The organism is Pseudonocardia hierapolitana (assembly GCF_007994075.1).
GTDB classification, from domain to species: Bacteria; Actinomycetota; Actinomycetes; order Mycobacteriales; family Pseudonocardiaceae; genus Pseudonocardia; species Pseudonocardia hierapolitana.
The window spans coordinates 7,638,701-7,658,248 of the sequence record NZ_VIWU01000001.1; the positions used below are offsets into that span (position 1 = coordinate 7,638,701).

Here is a 19,548-nt window from a genome sequence, read left to right on the forward strand (position 1 = left end):
CGGGGCGACCACTTCCGCATGATCCACGGCTCGCTGCTGGCCGTCCTGGCACTGCTCGTGGCCGCGTGCGGCGCGCCGGCGGCCGCGCCGCCCCGCCCGGACGCGGACTGCTCGCCGAGCCCTGCGCCGACGGCCGTCGAGCTGCGGTACGCCACCAACGTCTCGGTGCGGGAGGCCGAGGGCTACCGCGTGCTGACCGTCGTGCAGCCGTTCCCCGGCGGCGCGCCGGAGTCGACCGTGCTCGTGCCCTGCGGCGCGCCGGTGCCCGCCCTGCCACCTGAGCTGGCCGCGGTGCCGGTGCTCGAGGTGCCGGTGCGCAGCGTGTACGCCGCGTCCACCACCCAGCTGCCGATGATCGTCGACATCGGGGCCCTCGACGCCCTCACCGGCGTCGGCACGCCCGGCTTCGTCTCCGGCGCCGAGGTGCGGGCGCGGATCGACGCCGGGCGCGTGGCCGGGTTCGCCACCACCGGGCAGATCGACGTCGAGCGGGTGGTGGCGGCCGCGCCGGACGTGGTGCTGAGCCAGGGCACGGACGACCCCGCGTTCCCCATCCTGCGCGAGGCGGGGATCCCGGTGCTCGGCTGGGCGGAGTACCTGGAGAGCGGCCCGCTCGCGCAGGCCGAGTGGATCAAGGTGATGGGCGTGCTGACGGGGCGGGAGGCCGAGGCCGAGCAGGTGTTCACGGCCATCGAGACGCGCTACCGGGGGCTGGCGGCGCTCGCAGCGCGCGCGGTCGACGGGTCCGGGCCGGTCCCGGTGCTGGTCGGGCAGCTCTACGAGGGCGGATGGCGGGTGCCGACCGGTGGGAGCACGGCCGGTGCGCTGCTGCGCGACGCGGGGGCCACCTGGTCGGAGGCGGGCAACCCGGCGTCGGGCGGCATCCCGAAGGACTTCGAGAGCGTCTACACCGCGGACGGGGCGGCGCCGATCTGGATCGCCGACGGGCCGTGGCCGACGCTCGCCGATGTCACCGCGGCCGACCCGCGCTACGCCGAGCTGACGGCCGTGCGCACCGGTCAGGTGTGGAACCGCGACCGGCGGATCGGCCCGACCGGCGGCAACGACCTGCACGAGCGCGGTGTGACCCACCCAGACGAGCAGTTCGCCGACCTGGTCGCGGTGCTGCACCCGGACCTCCTGCCCGGGCACGGTTTCACCTACCTGCGACGGGTGCCGTGACGCGACGGCGCGTGCTCCTGTCCGCGACCGGCGCCGTCGCGGTCGTGCTCTTCGTGCTGGCCGTCGCGCTGGGCCCGGTCAGCGTCCCGCCGGTGGACACGCTGCGGGTGCTCACCGGTGCCAGCCCGTCGGACCCGCGGTGGAGCGTGCTGATCGGCACCGTCCGGTTCCCGCGGGCGGTCACCGCCGCGCTGGCCGGGGCCGCGCTCGGGGTGGCGGGCGCGCTGGTGCAGACGCTCTTCCGCAACCCCCTCGCCGACCCGTACGTGCTCGGCGTGAGCTCCGGTGCCGGGCTGGGGGTCGCGCTGTCGCTCGCCGCCGTCGGTGGCTCGGCCGGCGCGTCGTTCGCCGAGGGCCTCGCGGGCGTGGGCCGGTTGGGCGCGGTGGGGGCCGCCGCGGTGGGCGCGGCGGCGGTGCTGGGCCTCGTGCTCCTGCTGGCGCGCTGGGTCCGATCGGTGGTGACGCTGCTGGTCGTGGGCGTGATGGTGGGCGCCGCGACCACTGCCGTCGTCAGCCTCGTGCTCGCGTGGAGCGACCCGCGGATCGCCCAGCAGTTCGTCGTGTGGGGGCTGGGCAGCGTCGACGGCACGAGCCGGGCCGACCTCGCCGTGCTCGCGCCGGTGGTGGCCGCGGGGCTCGCGGTGGCGGCGCTGTCGGTCAAGCCGCTCAACGCGCTCCTGCTCGGGGAGGCGCACGCGCGCAGCGTCGGGGTGCCGGTGCGGCGGCTGCGGGCGGCCGTGGTGCTCGCGGTCGCGCTCCTGGGTGGCGGCGTCACCGCGTTCTGCGGGCCGATCGCGTTCGTCGGGATCGCGGTGCCGCACCTGGCCCGTCTGCTCGTCGACACCTCCGACCACCGGGCGCTGCTGCCCGTCACCGCGCTCGTCGGGGCGGCCGTCGTGCTGGCCTGCGTGGTGGTGGGGCACCCGCCGGGCACCGAGGTCGTGGTGCCGCTGAACGTCGTGACGTCGCTGGTCGGGGCCCCGGTGGTGATCGCCGTGCTGCTGCGCAGCAGGCGGTTCGCGGTCGCGCTCTCGTGAGCGGCGGCGCCGTGATCGTCCTGGACGGGCTGTCCGTCGGCCACCGGGTGGGTCGGCGGCGGCCGCCCCGCACCGTGCTGGCCGGCGTGTCGGCCCGGGCCGGCGCCGGTGAGCTGACCGTGCTGGTCGGCCCGAACGGCACCGGGAAGTCCACTCTGCTCCACACGGTGGCCGGCCTCCTCCCGCCGCTCGCAGGCACCGCGTCCCTGGACGGAGCCGACCTCACGGCCCTGCCGCCCGCGGAGCGCGCCCGGCGGCTCGCCGTGGTGCTCACCGAGCGCGTCGAGGCGGGCCTCCTGTCGGTCGAGGACCTCGTCGCGCTCGGCCGCCACCCGCACACCGGCCCGACCGGCGCGCTGCGCGACACCGACCGGAAGGTGGTGGCCGCGGCCGTCGACGCCGCCGGGGCCGCGCACCTCGCCGGGCGGCGGGTGGCGGAGCTGTCCGACGGCGAGCGCCAGCGCGTCCTCGTCGCCCGTGCGCTCGCCCAGGAGCCCGCGGTGCTGCTGCTGGACGAGCCGACGGCGTTCCTCGACGTGTCCGCTCGCGTCGGGCTGCTCGGACTGCTGCGCAGGCTCGCCCGCGAGGACGGGCTCTGCGTGCTGGTGTCCACCCACGACCTGGAGCCCGCGCTGCGGGTCGCCGACCAGGTGTGGCTCCTCGACCGCGCCGGCGGGTTGCGCACCGGGCCGCCCGAGGCGCTCGTGGCCGACGGTTCGATCGCCGAGGTGTTCGACGGGCCGGGGCTGGCGTTCGACCCGGCCGCCGGTGCGTTCACGGTGCGCCCGGCCAAGGGCGGGAGACCGGTCAGGGTGGCCGCTCCCGAACCGGAGGCGGCGCTCGTGGCCCGGCTCCTCACGCGCGAGGGGTGGGCCGTGGGCCGGGAGGGCGGCGCGGTGGTGACCCGGACCGCCCCCGGCCGCTTCACCGCCGTCGACGGCGGAGGCGCGACGGTCGAGGGGATGGGCTGGGCCGAGCTGGCGGCATGGGCGCGGCGCGGGGGCCGTCAGCGCGTGGCGTAGCGGTCGAGCGCGGCCGCGACGTGGGCGCGCATCGTGTCGCTGCCCGTGTGGCCCGAGTCCTCGACGATCACCAGCTCCGCGTCCGGCCACGCGCGCGCCAGCTCCCACGCCGTGCGCGGCGGGCCGCCCATGTCCAGGCGGCCGTGCACGAGGAACCCGGGGATGCCGGCGAGGCGGCCCGCGTCGCGCAGCAGCACACCGTCGGCCAGCCAGACGCCGTGGGAGAAGAAGTGGGTGCAGATGCGGACGAAGGCCAGCTGGGCGAGCGGCGGGCGGTCGCCGTAGGCGCCGGTGCGGGCGTTCGGCTCGGCCGAGATGACGGCGTCCTCCCAGGCGAGCCAGTCCCGGGTGGCCCGTTCGCGGACGGCGGGGTCGGGGTGCGACACCAGGCGCGCGTACGCCGCGACGAGGTCGCCGTCGCGTTCGGCGGGCGGCACACCGTCGCGGAAGCGTTCCCACGCCTCCGGGTAGAAGCGCCCGACGCCGCGGTAGAGCCAGTCGATCTCCGACCGCCGGGTGGTCGTGACGCTCGCGATCACGATCTCCGAGACCCGGTGCGGGTACTGCTGGGCGTAGGCGAGGATCAGCGTGGAGCCCCACGAGCCGCCGTGCATCAGCCAGCGGTCGATGCCGAGGTGTTCGCGCAACCGTTCCATGTCGGCGATCAGGTGCGCGGTGGTGTTCACCGCGAGGTCGGTGGTGGGGTCGCTCGCGTGCGGGGTGCTGCGGCCGCAGCCGCGCTGGTCGAACAGCACCACCCGGTAGTGGTCCGGGTCGAACGCGCGCCGGTGGCCGGGCGTGCACCCGGAGCCGGGCCCGCCGTGCACGACGAGCGCCGGCTTGCCGTCCGGGTTGCCGCAGGTCTCCCAGTAGACGTGGTTGCCGTCGCCCACGTCGAGCATCCCGTGGTCGTACGGCTCGATGGGCGGGTGCACGACGGGGACGCTAGTGCTGCCCGCCGGAGCGGAGCGGAGGCAGGTCAACGCCGCCGAGCGGCGAACAGGATGTACGTGCCGCCGTCGCGCGCCCCCGGCTCGGCGCAGGCGGCGATCTCGTGCTCGAGGAAGCGGCGCCAGCGCTCGCGGTCGGCGGCGACGTGGGCGAGCGGGCCGGGGTCGCCTGCCGACGCCCAGTTGCTCGCGCTGCCGTCGACGAGCTCCCCGCCGGCCTCGTCGACGAGGGCCACCACGTCCGACCACCGGTATCTGCGTTCGCCGGTCTCCGCTCGCCCGTCGATGCCGGGCGGGTGGTGGCGCCACGACCCGAGCAGCGAGACCACCGAGGCCAGGACGATCCCGTCCGGTGCGACGATGCGCAGCAGCTCGCGCAGGACCCCGATGGCGCAGGCGGGCACGGTCGAGAGCAGGCCCCCGTAGGCGAGCACCGCGTCGAACTCGCCGTCGGCGTACCGGCTCACGTCCGTGGCGTCGAGCACCTCGCGCCGCAGCACGCTGCGTTCGGCCGGGGTGGCGCGCACCCTGCGCTCGTGGGCGGCCAGCCGGGCGGACGACGGGTCGGTGACCACGACGCGGCAGCCCCTGGCCGCCAGCTCCGTGGTGAACCGGTCGGCGCCGGCCCCGATCTCCAGCACGCGCGCGCCGCGCGGGACGAACCGGCGCAGGAACCGGCGGTGGACCTCCCGGCTCACCCGGTGGCCCGCGTCGGAGTCCGGACGGCCCCACCCCTGCTCGCCCAGCCGGTCGAAGTGCTTGCGCACCGCCCCCACCGCCGCACTGTGATCCACGGGATCGACGATGGAGGGACCCGCCTGAGCTCACTCTCAGTTCACACCGGAGGAAATTCCGCTCTGACGCCGAGCAGACGTACCGGACGCCGGGAACCGAACAGCTCGAGCACGTCGAGGGCGGCCGCGGCGAACCGGTCGGCGTCGGTGGTGGGTGCGTCGAGCGTGGCGCTGCGCGTGTAGGTCGAGAACGGTGCGTAGCGGATCTTCACCGCCACCCGTACGGCGGGCCGGTCCGCGCGAGAGATCTCGGCGGCCACCCGGCGGGCGAGCGCGGCGACCTCGGTGCGGACGTCGGCCCAGTCGGTGAGGTTCTCCTGGAACGTCGTCTCGTGGCTGCGCGAGCGCGGCACCCAGGGGGTGCCCTCCACCACGGCGCGGCCGATCCCGCGGCCGAGCTGGACGTACCAGGGGCCCAGCGCGGGCCCCAGCTCGGCGGCGAGTGCCGCCGGGTCGGCGGCGGCGAGCTCCCGCACGGTGGCGATGCCGCGGTCGGCGAGCTTGCGTGCGGTCTTCGTGCCGATGCCCCACAGTGCCTGGGTGGGGCGGTCGAACATCACCTCGGCCCAGTTCGCGGCCGTCAGGCGGTACACGCCGTCGCCGGTGCCGGGCTTGGCGAACTCGGTCGCGAGCTTGGCGCGCAACATGTTGTCGCCCACGCCGATCGAGCAGTGCAGCCGGGTGCGCTCGAGGACGTCGGCCCGGATCGTGCGTGCAACGGCCTCCGGGTCGTCGGTCTCGGCGCCGACGAACGCCTCGTCCCACCCCATCACCTCGACGACCACGCCGGGCCGGGCCCGCAACGTCGCCATGACCTCCTCGGAGACCTCCTCGTAGTGCGCGTTGTCGGCCGGCAGGAACACCGCGTCCGGGCAGCGCTTCGCCGCCGTGCGCAGGGGCATCCCGGATCGCACCCCGAACCTTCGGGCCTCGTAGGACGCGGTGGCCACCACGGCCCGCTGTGTCGGGTCGCCCTTCCCGCCCACGACGACGGGCCGCCCGGCCAGCTCCGGGTGGCGCAGGACCTCGACCGCGGCCAGGAACTGGTCCAGGTCGACGTGCAGCACCCAGTAGGCCACCCCATCAGTGTGCCGTGACCTGCCGACTCCGCCGGATGACCTAAGGTGATCGACCGACCCCGGATCCCGGGGCACGGGGGAACCGGGAGGTCGCGTGAAGAGCCCTCGCGCAGTCGGGTGGGCCGCCGCGGCCGTCGTCGCGGCCGTCGCCACCGCGGGTGCCGCCTCGCTGGCCCCGGGGCAGGGGACTCCGGCCGCGTCCGTGGCGCCGCAGGCGATCTCTCCGGCAGCGGTACCGGCGGGCCACGCCACGTTCACGGTGCTCCTGGACGGCCCGGCGGCGCGTGACGGCGTGGTCGCCGGGATCGAGGCCGCGGGCGGGCACCTGCTGCGGGAGAACACGGCCGTCAGCGCGCTCGTGGTGGACGCCCCGCCGGCGGGGTTCGTCGAGCGGGTGTCGGCGATCGAGGGCGTCTTCGGCGCGACGCGCGGCCACGTGCTCGGCAGGGCCGGCTCCGCGCCGGTGGCGCCCCACCCGGGGGCCGCGGCCGCCGCCGACCCGGCGGCGGCCGGGCCCGCGGGGCTCGACCCGCTCGACACGCGCCTGTGGGGCCTGTCCATGGTCCGGGCGGACGCCGTGCGGGCCGTGCAGCCGGGTGACCGGCGCGTGCTGGTCGGCATCCTCGACACCGGTGTCGACGGGAGCAACCCCGACATCGCCCCGAACCTCGACGTGGGGCTGTCGCGCAACTTCGTCACCGACATCCCGACCGACCCGACCGGTGGGGAGCTGGACGGCCCGTGCGAGTTCGACGGCTGCGTCGACCCGCCCGACCACGACGGCGGCGGCCACGGCACCCACGTCGCGGGCACGGTCGCCGCGGCTGCGAACGGGTCCGGCCTGTCCGGGGTGGCGCCCAACGTGACGCTGGTGAACATCCGGGCGGGGCAGGACGCCGGCCTGTTCTTCCTCCAGCCGGTGATCGACGCCCTCACCTACGGCGCCGACATCGGCCTCGACGTGATCAACATGTCGTTCTACGTGGACCCGTGGCGCTACAACTGCATCGACAACCCGGCCGACCCGCCGGAGGCGCGGATCGAGCAGCGCACCACGGTGGAGGCGATGAACCGGGCCCTCGAATACGCGCACGCCAGGGGCGTCACACTGGTCGGCTCGCTCGGCAACGAGAACGAGGACCTCGGCCGCCCCGGCCAGGACACGAGCAGCCCGAACCACCCGCCCGGCTCGGAGTACGCGCGCCCGGTCGACAACGCCACGTGCAGCGACCTGCCGGTGGAGGGCCCGCACGTGATCGGGGTGTCCGCCGTGGGGCCGAGGGGGGAGAAGGCGGAGTACTCGAACTACGGCGTCGAGCAGGTCTCCCTGGCCGCCCCGGGCGGCAACAACGGCATCGGCGGGACCGAGGACATGATCCTCTCGTCGTATCCCAGGAGCGTCCTGCAGCGGGACGGGGACGTCGACGCCGCGGGGGAGATCACCCAGAAGGGTACCGCGAGCGGGGTGCAGAAGGTCTGCGGCGCGCCGAACGGGGCGTGCGGCTACTACGCCTACCTGCAGGGCACCTCCATGGCGGCGCCGCACGTCACCGGGGTGGCCGCGCTCGTGGTGAGCCGCGGCGGCGTTCCCGACCCGCAGCGTCCGGGAGGGCTCACCATGGCGCCGGACGAGGTGGAGCGCGCACTCGTCGAGTCGGCGCACGAGACCGGCTGCCCGGTCGCCGCGCCGCCGACGGCGCCCTGCGAGGGCTCGCCCGCCTTCAACGGGTACTACGGCAACGGCATCGTGGACGCGGTGGCCGCGCTCGACCGGGCGGCCCGCTAGCGAGACTTCCGGATCGGAGGCCCTCCTCGCCTGCGCCTGCTAGCCCGCGGCCGGCAGGGGCACGATCTGCCGCACCACCGACGACGCCATGCGCAGCGACCCGATCCCGGTGGGGTGGAACGGGTACGGGTCGGCCATGCCCTGCAGGTCCGGCCCCAGTCCGTCCCCGTCCTTCATGCCCGGCCCCTTCTCGCACAGCATGGCGAGCCGGGGGTCGGCCACGGCGAACCCGTACTTCTGGGCCCCAGCCGTGAGGACGTCGTTGAGCTGCTTGTTCCGGTCGTTCAGCAGCTCGATCTTGACCGGGTCCAGACCGGGGTAGCCCTCGGCCCGGGTGTCGGCGCAGTCGGCGTCGGGCGGGAAGGCGCCGTACGAGGTCATGATGATCACCTGGGGCCTGCCGGGCAGCTCGTTGAGGTCGATCAGCAGGTCGCCGTACACGCGGTCGAACGCGGCGAGGCGGTAGTCGAACTCGCCCTGCGTGAGGCGGTCCGAGCAGTCGGGGACGCCGTAGCAGTAGCGCAGGAAGTCGATCCAGCCCACGTCGTTGGGGCCGATCGCGACGACGACGAACCGCAGGTCCTGCACCTGCTTGAGCACGCCGACCTGGGCGGGCACCGAGCGCCCTCCCGCGTCCTGCGGCCCGCGCAGCCCGCTGGTGATCGTGGCGCTCGGGCAGGACAGGTTCAGCACCCTCGCCGGGAGGAGGTGGCCGATCTCGGCGGCGAGGGAGTCGGTGCTGCGCTGGCAGGCCACGTCGTCGGGCGTGCCGTCGGGGACGGGTGGGCCGCCGAGGCGGACCGCGCGCGAGTCGCCGATGACGGCGCCGTCGAAGCCGGTGATCTGGGGGCCCACGGGGTCGGGGGTGAGGTGGTAGGCGCCGACGAGCTGGGCCAGCGAGGTGACGCCCCGCAGGCCCTGCAGGGAACCGGTGACCGCGAGCGCCCCGGAGGCCAGCCACGCGAACACCGCCGTGACCAGGGCGATGACGGTCATCCGGCGGGCGGCGCGCACGCAGTAGGAGAAGATCTCGTGCAGCGGTGCGTGCTCGCCGCCGCTCGCGCGGGCCTGGCGCCGCAGCACGACAAGGGTGCGGATGCCGGCGGCTCCTCCTGCGGCGGCGAGGGTGAACGCGAGCAGGCCGAGCCCGCCGAGGACGTACCAGGTGAGGAACCCGCGGGTGACGGCCGAGATCGCCTCGTCCTGCGCCTGCGGGCCCGCGACGGGGTCGAAGACGGCGGCCGCGGCGGCGTTGCGTTGCACCGGCCCCATGGTGAGCTCGGGGCGCAACGGCCCGTAGACGTGCATCTGGTCGATGTCGAGCGCGGTGTTGCCGACCTGCACGAGCCGTGCAGGCCCGGCGATGGAGAGGTCCGGCGGCCTGGCGCCGACGGAGATGTGCTGACCGAAGACCACGAGGTCCTGCGCGGGGGTGAGCGCGACCGTGACCGGGATGCCGGCGCACAGGCAGAACAGGACCAGCACGATGGTCGGCCACGACCGCAGCTCCCTGAGTACTGTCCGCCGGCTGCGCTTCGCGTCCAGTGCTCCACCTCCGTGATTCACGCGGTCGGGGCGATCGGGAGCGGATCTCGAGCCGCCTCCACTATGCGTCGGGTCGGTTGCCGAGGGTACGACCGACCGGCCTATCCCGGCGGAGGCTTCGGACTACGGCGCGCCTGCGTTACGTGGGGCGGCGACGCGCCGTGCTCCGTCAGAGGGCTGCATCAGGAATCGCTTCACGGGGCGGCGCGCACCGCGAGCAAGGCCACGTCGTCGTCGAGTGGCTCGGTCGAGAAGCGCTCCACGGCCTCGCGCACGGCCCCGACGACCTGCACGGCGGGACGTCCGGCGGCGCGGGCGGCCACCGTGAGCAGCCGTTCGGCCCCGAACTGCTCGCTTCCCCTGCGGCGCTCGGTGACGCCGTCGGTGTAGACGAGCAGGGTGTCGCCCGGGTCCACGCGGTGCCTGGTGCAGGTCAGCCGGACGGTGGGAACGAGCCCCACGGCCGTGCCGAAGGTCCCGATCAGCTCCGCGGTGCCGTCGGCGCGCACCAGCACCGGCTGGACGTGCCCGGCGAGCACGAGATCGACGTCGAGGCCGCCACGGGACGCGCCGTGCGAGTGGGTCGGGCCGCTGCCCGCCCCGCGGTGGCGCCTGCGCACCATCGCCGCGGCGAGCGTGCAGAACTGCAGCGGATCATCGGCCTCGATCATGACCTCGTTGAGCCGCTCGATGGCGCGCGGCAGGGAGCGGTCGTCGCGCACCAGCACCCGCAGCACGTCGCGCACCAGCCCGGTGCGGGCGGCCGCCCGGGCGCCCTTGCCGCACACGTCGCCGATCGACACCAGCCAGCTGGACGGGTCGACGGTGAGCACGTCGTAGAAGTCACCGCCGACGTCGCTACCGGTGCTGGCCGGCAGGTACTCGGCCGCGAAGTCGAGGCCGGGCACCATCGGCAGCGCGCGGGGCAGGAGCGCCTGCTGCAGCGCCTGGGAGACCGCGACGTGCGCCGCGGTGCTCTGCGCGTTGTGGATCGCCAGCGCGGCGCGGCGGGCGACGTCGCCCGCGAGCACGACGTCCTCCGGGCTGTGGGGCCGGTTCTGGGGCCGGCCGACGAGCAGGGTGCCGAGCGCGCGGCCGCGGGCCCACAGGGGCAGCGCGATCCCGTCGGTGGGCACCGCGAAGCGGACCGCCGACGAGCCGTCGCGCACCACCTCGGCGAGGCGGTTGCGCAGCTCGGCGGGCAGGCCGGGGTAGCCGTCCGGGTCGAGCACGGCGCGCAGCTCTGGCAGGGCGTCCTCGTCGGCGTGGGTGAGCGCGGCCAGGCGCATCCCGCCGGAGGGCTCGACGAGGTGCACAGCGCACCAGCGGCCCAGCCTGGGCACGACGACCTGGGGCACGACCGCCACGGCGAGGTCGACGTCGAGCGACTGCCCGAGCAGCTCGCTGGTCTCGGCGAGGTAGGTCATCCACGACCGCCTGCGCTGGTCCACAGCGCGCAGCCACTGCGACTCCACCGCCATGGCCACCCGGTAGGCGATCAGCTCGGTGAGGTCGCGGGTGCGGTCGGGGTCCGCGTCCGGGCGACCGGGGCGGTGCGTGACGCGCAGCACCCCGCGCAACGGCGCGGTGGTGGGCAGCCGCACCTCGACGCGGCGGCCGGGGTTCGTCCCGAGGCCGCTGATGATCTCGCCGCCGGTGGACAGCCCGCGGTCCGGGCTGCCGTCGCGGGTGATCTCGCGCGCACCCGTGCCGTCGCCCTCGTCGACCTCCACGCTCACCGACTCGGCGTCGAGGAGCTCGCGCAGCCTGCGCACCAGCTCGGCGACGAGCTCGGTCGGTTCGAGCCGGTCGACGAGCCCCGGCGGCACGTGCAGCAGCCAGCGGGCCTGCTCGGCGGTGGTCCAGACCCGCTCCGCGTCCGGCGGTGCCGGCGGGGCCGGCGTCGCGGCGGGCCGTTCCTCGCGGGCGAGGGAGAACCAGATGACGTGGCGGCCGTCGGCCTCGTGGCGGGTGCCCCACGTGGTGGCCAACCGCTGCACGAGCGCGAGGCCGCGCCCGTGGCTCGCGGCGCGGCCGTAGCGCTGGCGGGGCTGGGCCAGGTGCAGCTCGAGCGGACCCGGCCCGCGGTCGGTGACGGCCACGGTGAGGTCGGCCTCGGTGACGGTGAGGGCCACCTCGAACTCGGTGCCGGCGTGCAGGACCGCGTTCTCGCACAGCTCGCTGGCCAGCAGGACGGCGGTGTCGACGAGGTCGGCGTCGACGGCGGTGTCGACGCCACGCCCGTCGCCGGACGGGTCGCCTGGTTCCTCCAGCTCGCGTAATGCTTCCTGGAGCATCCGTCGGGCTCGACCGGCCGATCGCGGGTCCGGCGGCAGCCTGGTCCGCCGCTCGAGCTGAACGGGCACGGCGTGCAGTCTGCACCCCTCGCGGCGCGGGCGCCCACTCGCCGGGGCATCGCCCTCGTTTCGGGGCGGTCCACGAGGTGCCCAGCGGGCGCCGACGCCGACCTGTTCGCCGTACCGGGCGGGGTCGGATCCGCACAGGATCCACTAGGGTCGAAGGCTGCGGCGGCCGCGCCGGTGCCCCTACCCTCCTGGATACGGCGCGCGCCCGTGCCCGGTCGCCGGTCCGAGCAGTGGAGGGACGGCCGAATGACCACGACCCCGCGCCAGAGCACCGAGCCGACGGGCGCAGGCCCGGCCGCGGGTGCGCAGGTGGCGGCACCGGAGACAGCGCAGTCGACGGACAACGAGACTGTGTTGCTGCAGGAGCTCGGCGAGATCCTGCACCAGGTGCGGCGCGGGCGGTTCGACGTGCGGCTGCCGCGGCGGGCCGGTTCGCCCGGCGAGCTGGTCGACCAGGTCAACGACCTCGTGGCGCTCCTGGAGCGCCGCAACCGCGACATCCTGCGGATCAGCCGGACGGTCGGCCGGGAGGGCCGGATGTCCGAGCGGCTGAACGAGGAGGCCTACGACGGCGCATGGGCCCACGGCGTGCAGGCGGTCAACGCGCTGATCGACGACCTCGCGGCGCCGACGGCCGAGATCGCCCGCGTGATCGAGGCCGTCGCGGAGGGCGACCTGTCCCAGCACATGGCCCTGGAGATCGAGGGCAGGCCGCTGCGGGGCGAGTTCCGCCGGATCGGCCGCACCGTGAACACGATGGTGGACCAGCTGTCGAGCTTCGCCGACGAGGTCACCCGCGTGGCGCGCGAGGTGGGCACCGAGGGCATGCTCGGCGGGCAGGCCGACGTGCGCGGCGTCGCCGGCACGTGGCGCGCGCTCACCGACTCGGTGAACACGATGGCGAGCAACCTGACCAACCAGGTGCGCTCGATCTCCACGGCCGCCACGGCCATCGCGCAGGGCGACCTGTCGCGCAAGATCACGGTGAACGCCCGTGGCGAGGTCGCCGAGCTCGCCGAGACGATCAACTCGCTGACCGACACGCTGCGCCTGTTCGCCGACGAGGTCACCCGGGTCGCGGTCGAGGTGGGCACGGAGGGCCGCCTCGGCGGGCAGGCCCTGGTGCCCAACGTGGCAGGCACCTGGAAGAACCTCACCGACGCGGTGAACCTCATGGCGGCCAACCTCACCAACCAGGTGCGCGGCATCGCCCAGGTGGCCACCGCCGTGAAGAGCGGCGACCTGTCGCAGAAGATCACGGTCGACGCCCGGGGCGAGATCCTGGAGCTGAAGTCGACCGTCAACACGATGGTGGACCAGCTCTCGTCGTTCGCCGACGAGGTCACCCGCGTGGCGCGCGAGGTCGGCACCGAGGGCAAGCTCGGCGGCCAGGCCGCGGTCCCGACCGTCTCGGGCACGTGGCGCGACCTCACGGAGAACGTGAACCAGCTGGCCGGGAACCTCACGGCGCAGGTGCGCAACATCGCGCAGGTCACCACCGCGGTCGCGCGGGGCGACCTGTCGCAGAAGATCACGGTCGATGCCCGGGGCGAGATCCTGGAGCTGAAGTCGACCGTGAACACGATGGTGGACCAGCTCTCGTCGTTCGCCGACGAGGTCACGCGCGTGGCGCGTGAGGTGGGCACCGAGGGCAAGCTGGGCGGTCAGGCGGAGGTGCAGGGCGTCGCGGGCACGTGGCGCGACCTCACCGACAACGTCAACTACATGGCGTCCAACCTGACCGACCAGGTGCGCAACATCGCGCAGGTCACCACGGCGGTGGCGCAGGGCGACCTGTCGCAGAAGATCACGGTCGATGCCCGGGGCGAGATCCTGGAGCTGAAGTCGACCGTGAACACGATGGTGGACCAGCTCTCGTCGTTCGCCGACGAGGTCACGCGCGTGGCGCGTGAGGTGGGCACCGAGGGCAAGCTGGGCGGTCAGGCGGAGGTGAAGGGCGTCGCGGGCACGTGGCGCGACCTCACGGAGAACGTGAACCAGCTGGCGGGCAACCTCACGGCGCAGGTGCGCAACATCGCGCAGGTCACGACGGCGGTGGCGCAGGGCGACCTGTCGCAGAAGATCACGGTGGACGCCAAGGGCGAGATCCTCGAGCTCAAGGACACCGTGAACACGATGGTGGACCAGCTCTCGTCGTTCGCCGACGAGGTCACGCGCGTGGCGCGTGAGGTGGGCACCGAGGGCAAGCTGGGCGGCCAGGCCACGGTGAAGGGCGTCGCGGGCACGTGGCGCGACCTCACGGAGAACGTGAACCAGCTGGCCGGGAACCTCACGGCGCAGGTGCGCAACATCGCGCAGGTCACAACCGCGGTCGCGCGGGGCGACCTGTCGCAGAAGATCACGGTCGACGCCCGCGGCGAGATCCTCGACCTCAAGCTGACCGTCAACACGATGGTGGACCAGCTGTCGAGCTTCGCCGACGAGGTCTCCCGCGTGGCGCGCGAGGTGGGCACCGAGGGCAAGCTCGGGGTCCTCGCCCAGGTGCGCGGCGTGTCCGGCACGTGGCGCGACCTGACGGAGAACGTCAACCAGCTCGCGGCCACCCTCACCACGCAGCTGCGGGCGATCTCGGCGGTCTCCACGTCCGTGGCGAGCGGCGACCTGACGCAGCAGATCACGGTGGCCGCCCGCGGCGAGATCGCCGACCTCAAGGACACGATCAACCAGATGATCGCCACGCTCCGGGAGACCACGCGGGAGAACGCCGAGCAGGGCTGGCTCGACTCGAACCTGGTGCGGATCGGTGGGCTCCTGCAGGGGCAGCGCGACCTCAACGAGGTCTGCCAGATGATCATGAATGAAGTCGCGCCACTGGTGAACTCCCAGGTCGGGGCCTTCTTCCTGGCGGCGGAGCCGTCGATCATCTCCGGTGGCGACCCGGACCGCTTCGTGATGTGCGGCGGCTTTGCGATGACCGCGGGGGAACCACCGCTGTCGTTCGGGCCGGGGGAGGGGCTCGTCGGGCAGGCCGCCGCCACCCGCCGGGTGGTGCTGGTCGAGGACGTCCCGCAGGGCTACCTGCCGATCCGCTCGGCGGTCGGAGCCGCCTCACCCCGGGCGGTGGTCGTGCTGCCGGTCCAGTTCGAGGGCGAGTGCCTCGGCGTGATCGAGCTGGGGTCGGTGGCGCCGTTCGCGCCGCTGCACCTCACCTTCCTGGAGCGGCTCGTCGCCTCGATCGGCGTCGCCATCACCACGATCCGGGCGAACCGGCGCACGGAGGAGCTGCTGTCGCAGTCCCAGGTGCTCGCGATGGAGCTGCAGGACCAGTCCGCCGAGCTGCAGCGCGCCAACGCCGAGCTGGAGGAGAAGGCCGAGCAGCTGTCCCAGCAGAACCGCAACGTCGAGATCAAGAACATGGAGATCGACGCGGCGCGGCGGGGCGTCGAGGAGAAGGCGCAGCAGCTGGCGCTGGCCAGCCAGTACAAGTCGGAGTTCCTGGCCAACATGAGCCATGAGCTGCGCACCCCGCTCAACTCGCTGCTGCTGCTCGCCCGGCTGCTCGCCGACAACCCGAACAACAACCTCACCGAGAAGCAGATCGAGTTCGCCAGCACGATCCACAGCGCGGGCTCTGACCTGCTGCGGCTGATCGACGACATCCTGGACCTGTCCAAGATCGAGTCCGGGCGGGTCGACGTCGACCCGGCTCCGGTGGACCTCGGCCAGGTGTGCTCGTCGGTGGAGCAGGCGTTCCGGCCGCAGGCCGAGGAGAAGGGCCTCGAGATGCGCGTCGAGGCAACCGCCGACCTGCCGGCGACCATCATCACCGACGAGCAGCGGCTGCAGCAGGTGTTGCGCAACCTGCTCGCCAACGCCGTGAAGTTCACCGACTCCGGCCACGTCAGCCTCGGTGTCTCCGTCGTGCCCTCCGGCACGCTGCACGGCGTGCCCGCGCTGGACTCGGCCCGCACGGTGATCGCGTTCACCGTCGGCGACACGGGGATCGGGATCCCGCAGGACAAGCTGGAGATGATCTTCGAGGCGTTCCAGCAGGCCGACGGCACCACCAGTCGCAAGTACGGCGGCACCGGCCTGGGCCTGTCGATCTCCAAGGAGCTCGCGCGGATGCTCGGCGGCAAGATCGAGGTCACCTCGCAGCCCGGCGAGGGATCGGTGTTCACGCTCCTGCTGCCCGACGAGCTGCCCCCGGTCACGGCGGCGGCCGCCCGCATGACGCCGCGCCCGCCGATCCCGGCGCTCGCGCTCCCGGAGCGGGCGCTCGAGCCACCGCGCCCGGCCGCGTCGGCGAACCCGATCCTGCGCACCGGGCCGGGCGGGCCCGCAGGCGTGCGTCCCGCGCCGGAGCTGGCCGGCGTCACCGTCCTGATCGTCGACGACGACGTGCGGAACGTCTTCGCGCTCACGAGCGCGCTCGAGCTGCACGGGCTCACCGTGCTCTACGCCGACAACGGCACGGAGGGGATCCGCCTGCTCACCGAGCACCCGGAGGTCGACGCGGTGCTGATGGACGCGATGATGCCCGACCTGGACGGCAACGAGACCACGCGGCGGATGCGGCGCCTCCCGCAGGGCCGTGACCTGCCGATCGTGTTCCTCACCGCCAAGGCGATGCCGGGCGACCGGGAGTCGAGCCTCGCCGCGGGGGCCACCGACTACGTCACGAAACCGGTGGACCTCGACGAGCTGCTCGCGCTCATGGCGTCGTGGATCGTGCCGCGGCGCGGGCGGGCGAGCACCTCCGGCATCAGAGCGGTTGGCGGTGGGTGGTGATCCGCCAGCCCGCGCGGGTGCTCGCGGTCGACGACCGGCGGGAGAACCTGCTCGCGCTCCAGGCCATCCTCGAGGGGCTGCCGATCGAGCTGGTGGCGGTCACGAGCGGTGAGGACGCCCTGAAGCGGCTCCTCGTCGAGGACTACGCCGTGATCCTGCTCGACGCGCACATGCCCGGGATGGACGGATTCGAGACGGCGGGGCACGTCAAGCAGCGCGAACGCACCCGCCACATCCCGATCCTGTTCCTCACCGCCGTCGACTACGACCCGCACCTCGCCTTCCGCGGTTACCAGGCCGGAGCCGTCGACTACATCACCAAGCCCTTCGACCCCTGGGTGCTGCGCTCGAAGGTGGCCGTGTTCGTCGACCTGTGGACCACCCACACCCAGCTCGCCGACCGCGCCGGGGAGGTGGTGGTGCTGCGGGGCGCGATCGACGAGGCCCTGGAGCTCCTGGAGAGCGGCGACCCCGCGGACGCGGCGAGGGCGCGCTCCCGGCTGGCCGCCGTCCGCGGCGCGCGGCTGGGTACGGGCTGACCGCGCCGCGGCTCAGGGATCGACCGGCTCAGGGATCGACCGCGAGTACCGCCTGCACGACGTGGCGGCGGCGGGCCGCCAGGTCGGTGAGCAGCGCAGGGCCGTCCTCGAACGGCACGACGTCGGTGATCACATGTTTGCGCACGACGGCCCCCTCGGCCCGCAGCAGGTCGATCGTCTCGGCCGAGAGGCGCTCGCGGTCCCAGGCGTGTGCCGTGCCGCGGGGCACGCGCCCGATCTGCGCGCAGTGGATGACCAGCCCGTTGTGGTGGAACTCCGCGCCGAGGCGCAGGGCCGAGCCGTCGTCGGTGTAGAAGGCGAGGTCCACCACGCTGCCCTGGGGCCGCAGCAGCCGCAGAGCGGTGGCGAGCGCTGCGGTGCGGCCACGGCACTGGAAGACGACGTCGGCGCCGCGGTCGCCGGGGCCGTGCCGCCAGCGGGTCTTCAGCAGGACGGCCGGGTCGGCCCGATCCGGGTCGAGCGCCTCGAGCCCGAGTCCCTCCGCGGCCGCGCGGCGCTGCGGCGTCGGGTCGAGCAGCACCACCTCCGCCGCGCCGTGGTGGCGCGCGAACAGCCCGGTCAACAACCCGACCACCCCGCCACCCACCACCACGACCCGCCGTCCCCGCACACCGTCGCCGAGGGCACGCACGTCGGTGCCGCACAGGTCGGCCGCCGCGTGCAGCAGCCCGTTGGCGCAGATCGGGCCCATGTGGGCGACGTAGATGCCGAGCAGCGGGTCGAGGTCGGACGGCAGCACGACGAGCCGTTCGGCGAGGGGGTCGAGGCGGTAGCCGGTGCGGTGGCCGTATGCCGCGGCCACGAGCGCGTCCCGCGGCGGCCCGGTCGGCTCGCTGTCGACCACCCGCCCGACCTCCATGTACCCCAGGCGCGTCACGGGGTAGCCGGTGGCGGGGAGGTCGGTGCGGAAGAGCCCCAGCTCGGGGTCGTGGTGGGCGTGCAGCGCCGGGTTCGTGCCGGTGAGGAACGAGAGCTCGGTGCCTGCCGACACGCCCGAGCAGACCGTCGCCAGCCGGACCGGGCCGTCCCCGGCGGGCACCTCCTGCACGACGGCCTCACCCGGCGCCCGCACCACGATCGCCCGGTCGCACTCGATCATCTGACCATCTCCGCTCGTCCGGACTCGGCGGAGCGCGCGAGGGCGCAGGCGAGCCGATGGCTGCGCAGCGCCTCGGTGTGGTCGGGCGCGTCGCGCTCGGGCGGGACGGGCGTGCCGCGCAGCGCGGCGACGAACGCGGCGTCCACGGCGGTGCGCGGTGTCATGGCGTCGTACTCGGCGCGGTGGGCGCCTTCGGCGTCCCGGACGTCGAGCCAGTCCTCGCCGACCCCGACGACGATCCCGTCGGCCACGATCTCCAGCCCCGTGCGGTGCCTGCCGTCGAGCACACACGTGGTGGCGATCGTCCCGACGGCGCCGTTCGCGAAGCAGAGGAGGGCACCGGTGGCGGCCTCGACGCCGCCGGGCAGCCGCCCGCCCGCCGCGGCGTGCACCTCGGTGACCTCGCCGACGAGGAAGCGCGCGAGGTCCAGCACGTGCACGGCCTGTTCGACCAGCGGACCGCCCGATCGGGCGCGGTCGGCCCACCAGGCGACCGGCGGCGTGCAGTCGAGCCACGTGCCGGACACGAGCCGGATCTGGCGGCCGTCGAGCAGTTTCCGGGCCCGCTGCACCGGCTCGGCGCACCGCCAGTGGTGCCCGACGCGGCTCAGCACGCCCGAGGTGCGGATCCGCCGTCCCACCCATTCGGCGGTCGGTTGGTCGCACGCGAGCGGCTTCTCGACGAAGAGCGCCTTCCCGGCGGCGGCGATCTCCACCTCGAGCGCGCCGTGCGCGAACGGGGGCACGCAGACGTAGACGGCGTCGAGTTCCTCGCCGAGCAGGGCGTCGAGGTCGGGCACGGTGCGGACGCCGTGCGCCTCGCCGAACACCGACGCGGACGAGGGGGCGACGTCGGTGGCGGCGACCAACTGCACCCCGGACATCCCGCCGAGCACGCGGGCGTGGCGATGGGCGACGCCTCCCGTGCCGACGAACCCGATGCGGCACGGCCCCACCCGGTCCGGCCCTGTTCCATTACCCGACCCGTCCACCGTCACGCATTCGAAGTACCTGCGACGGGCGCAGGCGAAACGGCTCGCTCGACCCCACTCCCAACCAGCGCCAGGCGCAGCCGGATGGCTCGGCCGGGTGCGGACATGGCCGGGCCCCGGCCGGTCGGGGGTCGGCCGGGGCCCGTTCGGGGCGGGCGGGTCAGTGCCGGAAGGCGTCCTTGACCTTGTCGCCCGCTTGCTTGAGGTTGCTCTTCGTCTGGTCCCGTTCGCCCTGTGCTTCGAGCTCTTCGTCGTCGGTGGCGCGGCCGACCGCTTCCTTGGCCTTGCCCCCGAGCTCCTCGAGCTTGTGGTCCATCTTCTCGTGGCGGTCCATCGGGTCCTCCGGATCTCTCGGTCGGCGCCGGGTTACCCGGCCCGGCGGAA

At 74.3% G+C, this 19,548-nt stretch carries 14 protein-coding genes; 6 read left to right on the plus strand and 8 right to left on the minus strand.

Translation table 11 applies throughout. The features are described 5' to 3' along the window. Positions 1 to 18: 18 nt before the first annotated feature. The 3 genes from FHX44_RS35995 to FHX44_RS36005 are packed head-to-tail and all read left to right on the plus strand — an operon-like array spanning position 19 to position 3,241. Positions 19 to 1,182: an ABC transporter substrate-binding protein gene (locus FHX44_RS35995; protein ID WP_147259850.1), complete on the plus strand. Its 1,164-nt coding sequence runs from the start codon at positions 19 to 21 to the stop codon at positions 1,180 to 1,182. Continuing rightward, the gene (locus FHX44_RS36000) at positions 1,179 to 2,219 is read left to right on the plus strand and encodes a FecCD family ABC transporter permease (RefSeq protein ID WP_147259851.1); all 1,041 of its coding nucleotides are present in this window, start codon (positions 1,179 to 1,181) and stop codon (positions 2,217 to 2,219) included. Before FHX44_RS35995 ends, FHX44_RS36000 begins: the two co-directional genes overlap by 4 nt. Continuing rightward, entirely contained in the window at positions 2,216 to 3,241 is a 1,026-nt protein-coding gene (locus FHX44_RS36005) for an ABC transporter ATP-binding protein (protein WP_212612804.1), read from the plus strand. Before FHX44_RS36000 ends, FHX44_RS36005 begins: the two co-directional genes overlap by 4 nt. Here the strand turns inward: FHX44_RS36005 and pip are convergent. Genes pip through FHX44_RS36020 form a run of 3 tightly spaced genes read right to left on the minus strand, consistent with a single transcriptional unit; the run spans position 3,226 to position 6,064 of the window. After that, a complete protein-coding gene (gene pip / locus FHX44_RS36010) occupies positions 3,226 to 4,176 on the minus strand; it encodes a prolyl aminopeptidase (protein WP_147259852.1) in 951 nt (316 codons plus the stop codon). The genes FHX44_RS36005 and pip overlap by 16 nt on opposite strands. A gap of 44 nt (positions 4,177 to 4,220) precedes the next feature. After that, positions 4,221 to 4,985 (minus strand): class I SAM-dependent methyltransferase, encoded by a 765-nt coding sequence (locus tag FHX44_RS36015; protein ID WP_170309180.1) that lies wholly within the window; start codon positions 4,983 to 4,985, stop codon positions 4,221 to 4,223. A 41-nt stretch (positions 4,986 to 5,026) separates the two neighbouring features. Further along, a complete protein-coding gene (locus FHX44_RS36020) occupies positions 5,027 to 6,064 on the minus strand; it encodes a DNA polymerase IV (RefSeq protein ID WP_147259854.1) in 1,038 nt (345 codons plus the stop codon). A gap of 94 nt (positions 6,065 to 6,158) precedes the next feature. Between FHX44_RS36020 and FHX44_RS36025 the strand changes: the two genes are divergently transcribed. Next, positions 6,159 to 7,850, plus strand: coding sequence for a S8 family serine peptidase (locus FHX44_RS36025; RefSeq protein WP_246170775.1), 1,692 nt, complete (start codon positions 6,159 to 6,161; stop codon positions 7,848 to 7,850). Between the two features lie 39 nt (positions 7,851 to 7,889). Here FHX44_RS36025 and FHX44_RS36030 read toward each other — a convergent pair whose 3' ends face one another. Both FHX44_RS36030 and FHX44_RS36035 read right to left on the minus strand, forming a co-directional pair. Further along, complete coding sequence (locus FHX44_RS36030) at positions 7,890 to 9,335, minus strand: GDSL-type esterase/lipase family protein (protein ID WP_212612805.1); 1,446 nt, start codon at positions 9,333 to 9,335, stop codon at positions 7,890 to 7,892. Positions 9,336 to 9,589: 254 nt separating this feature from the next. Beyond that, positions 9,590 to 11,761, minus strand: a complete 2,172-nt coding sequence (locus FHX44_RS36035; RefSeq protein WP_147259855.1) for a SpoIIE family protein phosphatase — start codon at positions 11,759 to 11,761, stop codon at positions 9,590 to 9,592. Positions 11,762 to 12,007: 246 nt separating this feature from the next. On the opposite strand from FHX44_RS36035, the gene FHX44_RS36040 reads away from it, so the two are divergent. Next, the gene (locus FHX44_RS36040; RefSeq protein ID WP_147259856.1) at positions 12,008 to 16,513 is read left to right on the plus strand and encodes a HAMP domain-containing protein; all 4,506 of its coding nucleotides are present in this window, start codon (positions 12,008 to 12,010) and stop codon (positions 16,511 to 16,513) included. After that, the gene (locus tag FHX44_RS36045; RefSeq protein ID WP_212612806.1) at positions 16,510 to 17,052 is read left to right on the plus strand and encodes a response regulator; all 543 of its coding nucleotides are present in this window, start codon (positions 16,510 to 16,512) and stop codon (positions 17,050 to 17,052) included. The genes FHX44_RS36040 and FHX44_RS36045 overlap by 4 nt, the downstream gene beginning before the upstream one ends. A gap of 28 nt (positions 17,053 to 17,080) precedes the next feature. On the opposite strand, the gene FHX44_RS36050 is transcribed toward FHX44_RS36045, so the two are convergent. The 3 genes from FHX44_RS36050 to FHX44_RS36060 all read right to left on the minus strand — a co-directional run bounded on the left by FHX44_RS36050 (position 17,081) and on the right by FHX44_RS36060 (position 19,498). Next, complete coding sequence (locus FHX44_RS36050) at positions 17,081 to 18,172, minus strand: zinc-binding dehydrogenase (protein ID WP_147259857.1); 1,092 nt, start codon at positions 18,170 to 18,172, stop codon at positions 17,081 to 17,083. Then, positions 18,169 to 19,170, minus strand: coding sequence for a Gfo/Idh/MocA family protein (locus tag FHX44_RS36055; protein WP_212612807.1), 1,002 nt, complete (start codon positions 19,168 to 19,170; stop codon positions 18,169 to 18,171). Before FHX44_RS36055 ends, FHX44_RS36050 begins: the two co-directional genes overlap by 4 nt. A gap of 154 nt (positions 19,171 to 19,324) precedes the next feature. Beyond that, positions 19,325 to 19,498: a CsbD family protein gene (locus FHX44_RS36060; RefSeq protein WP_147259858.1), complete on the minus strand. Its 174-nt coding sequence runs from the start codon at positions 19,496 to 19,498 to the stop codon at positions 19,325 to 19,327. Positions 19,499 to 19,548: the final 50 nt, after the last annotated feature.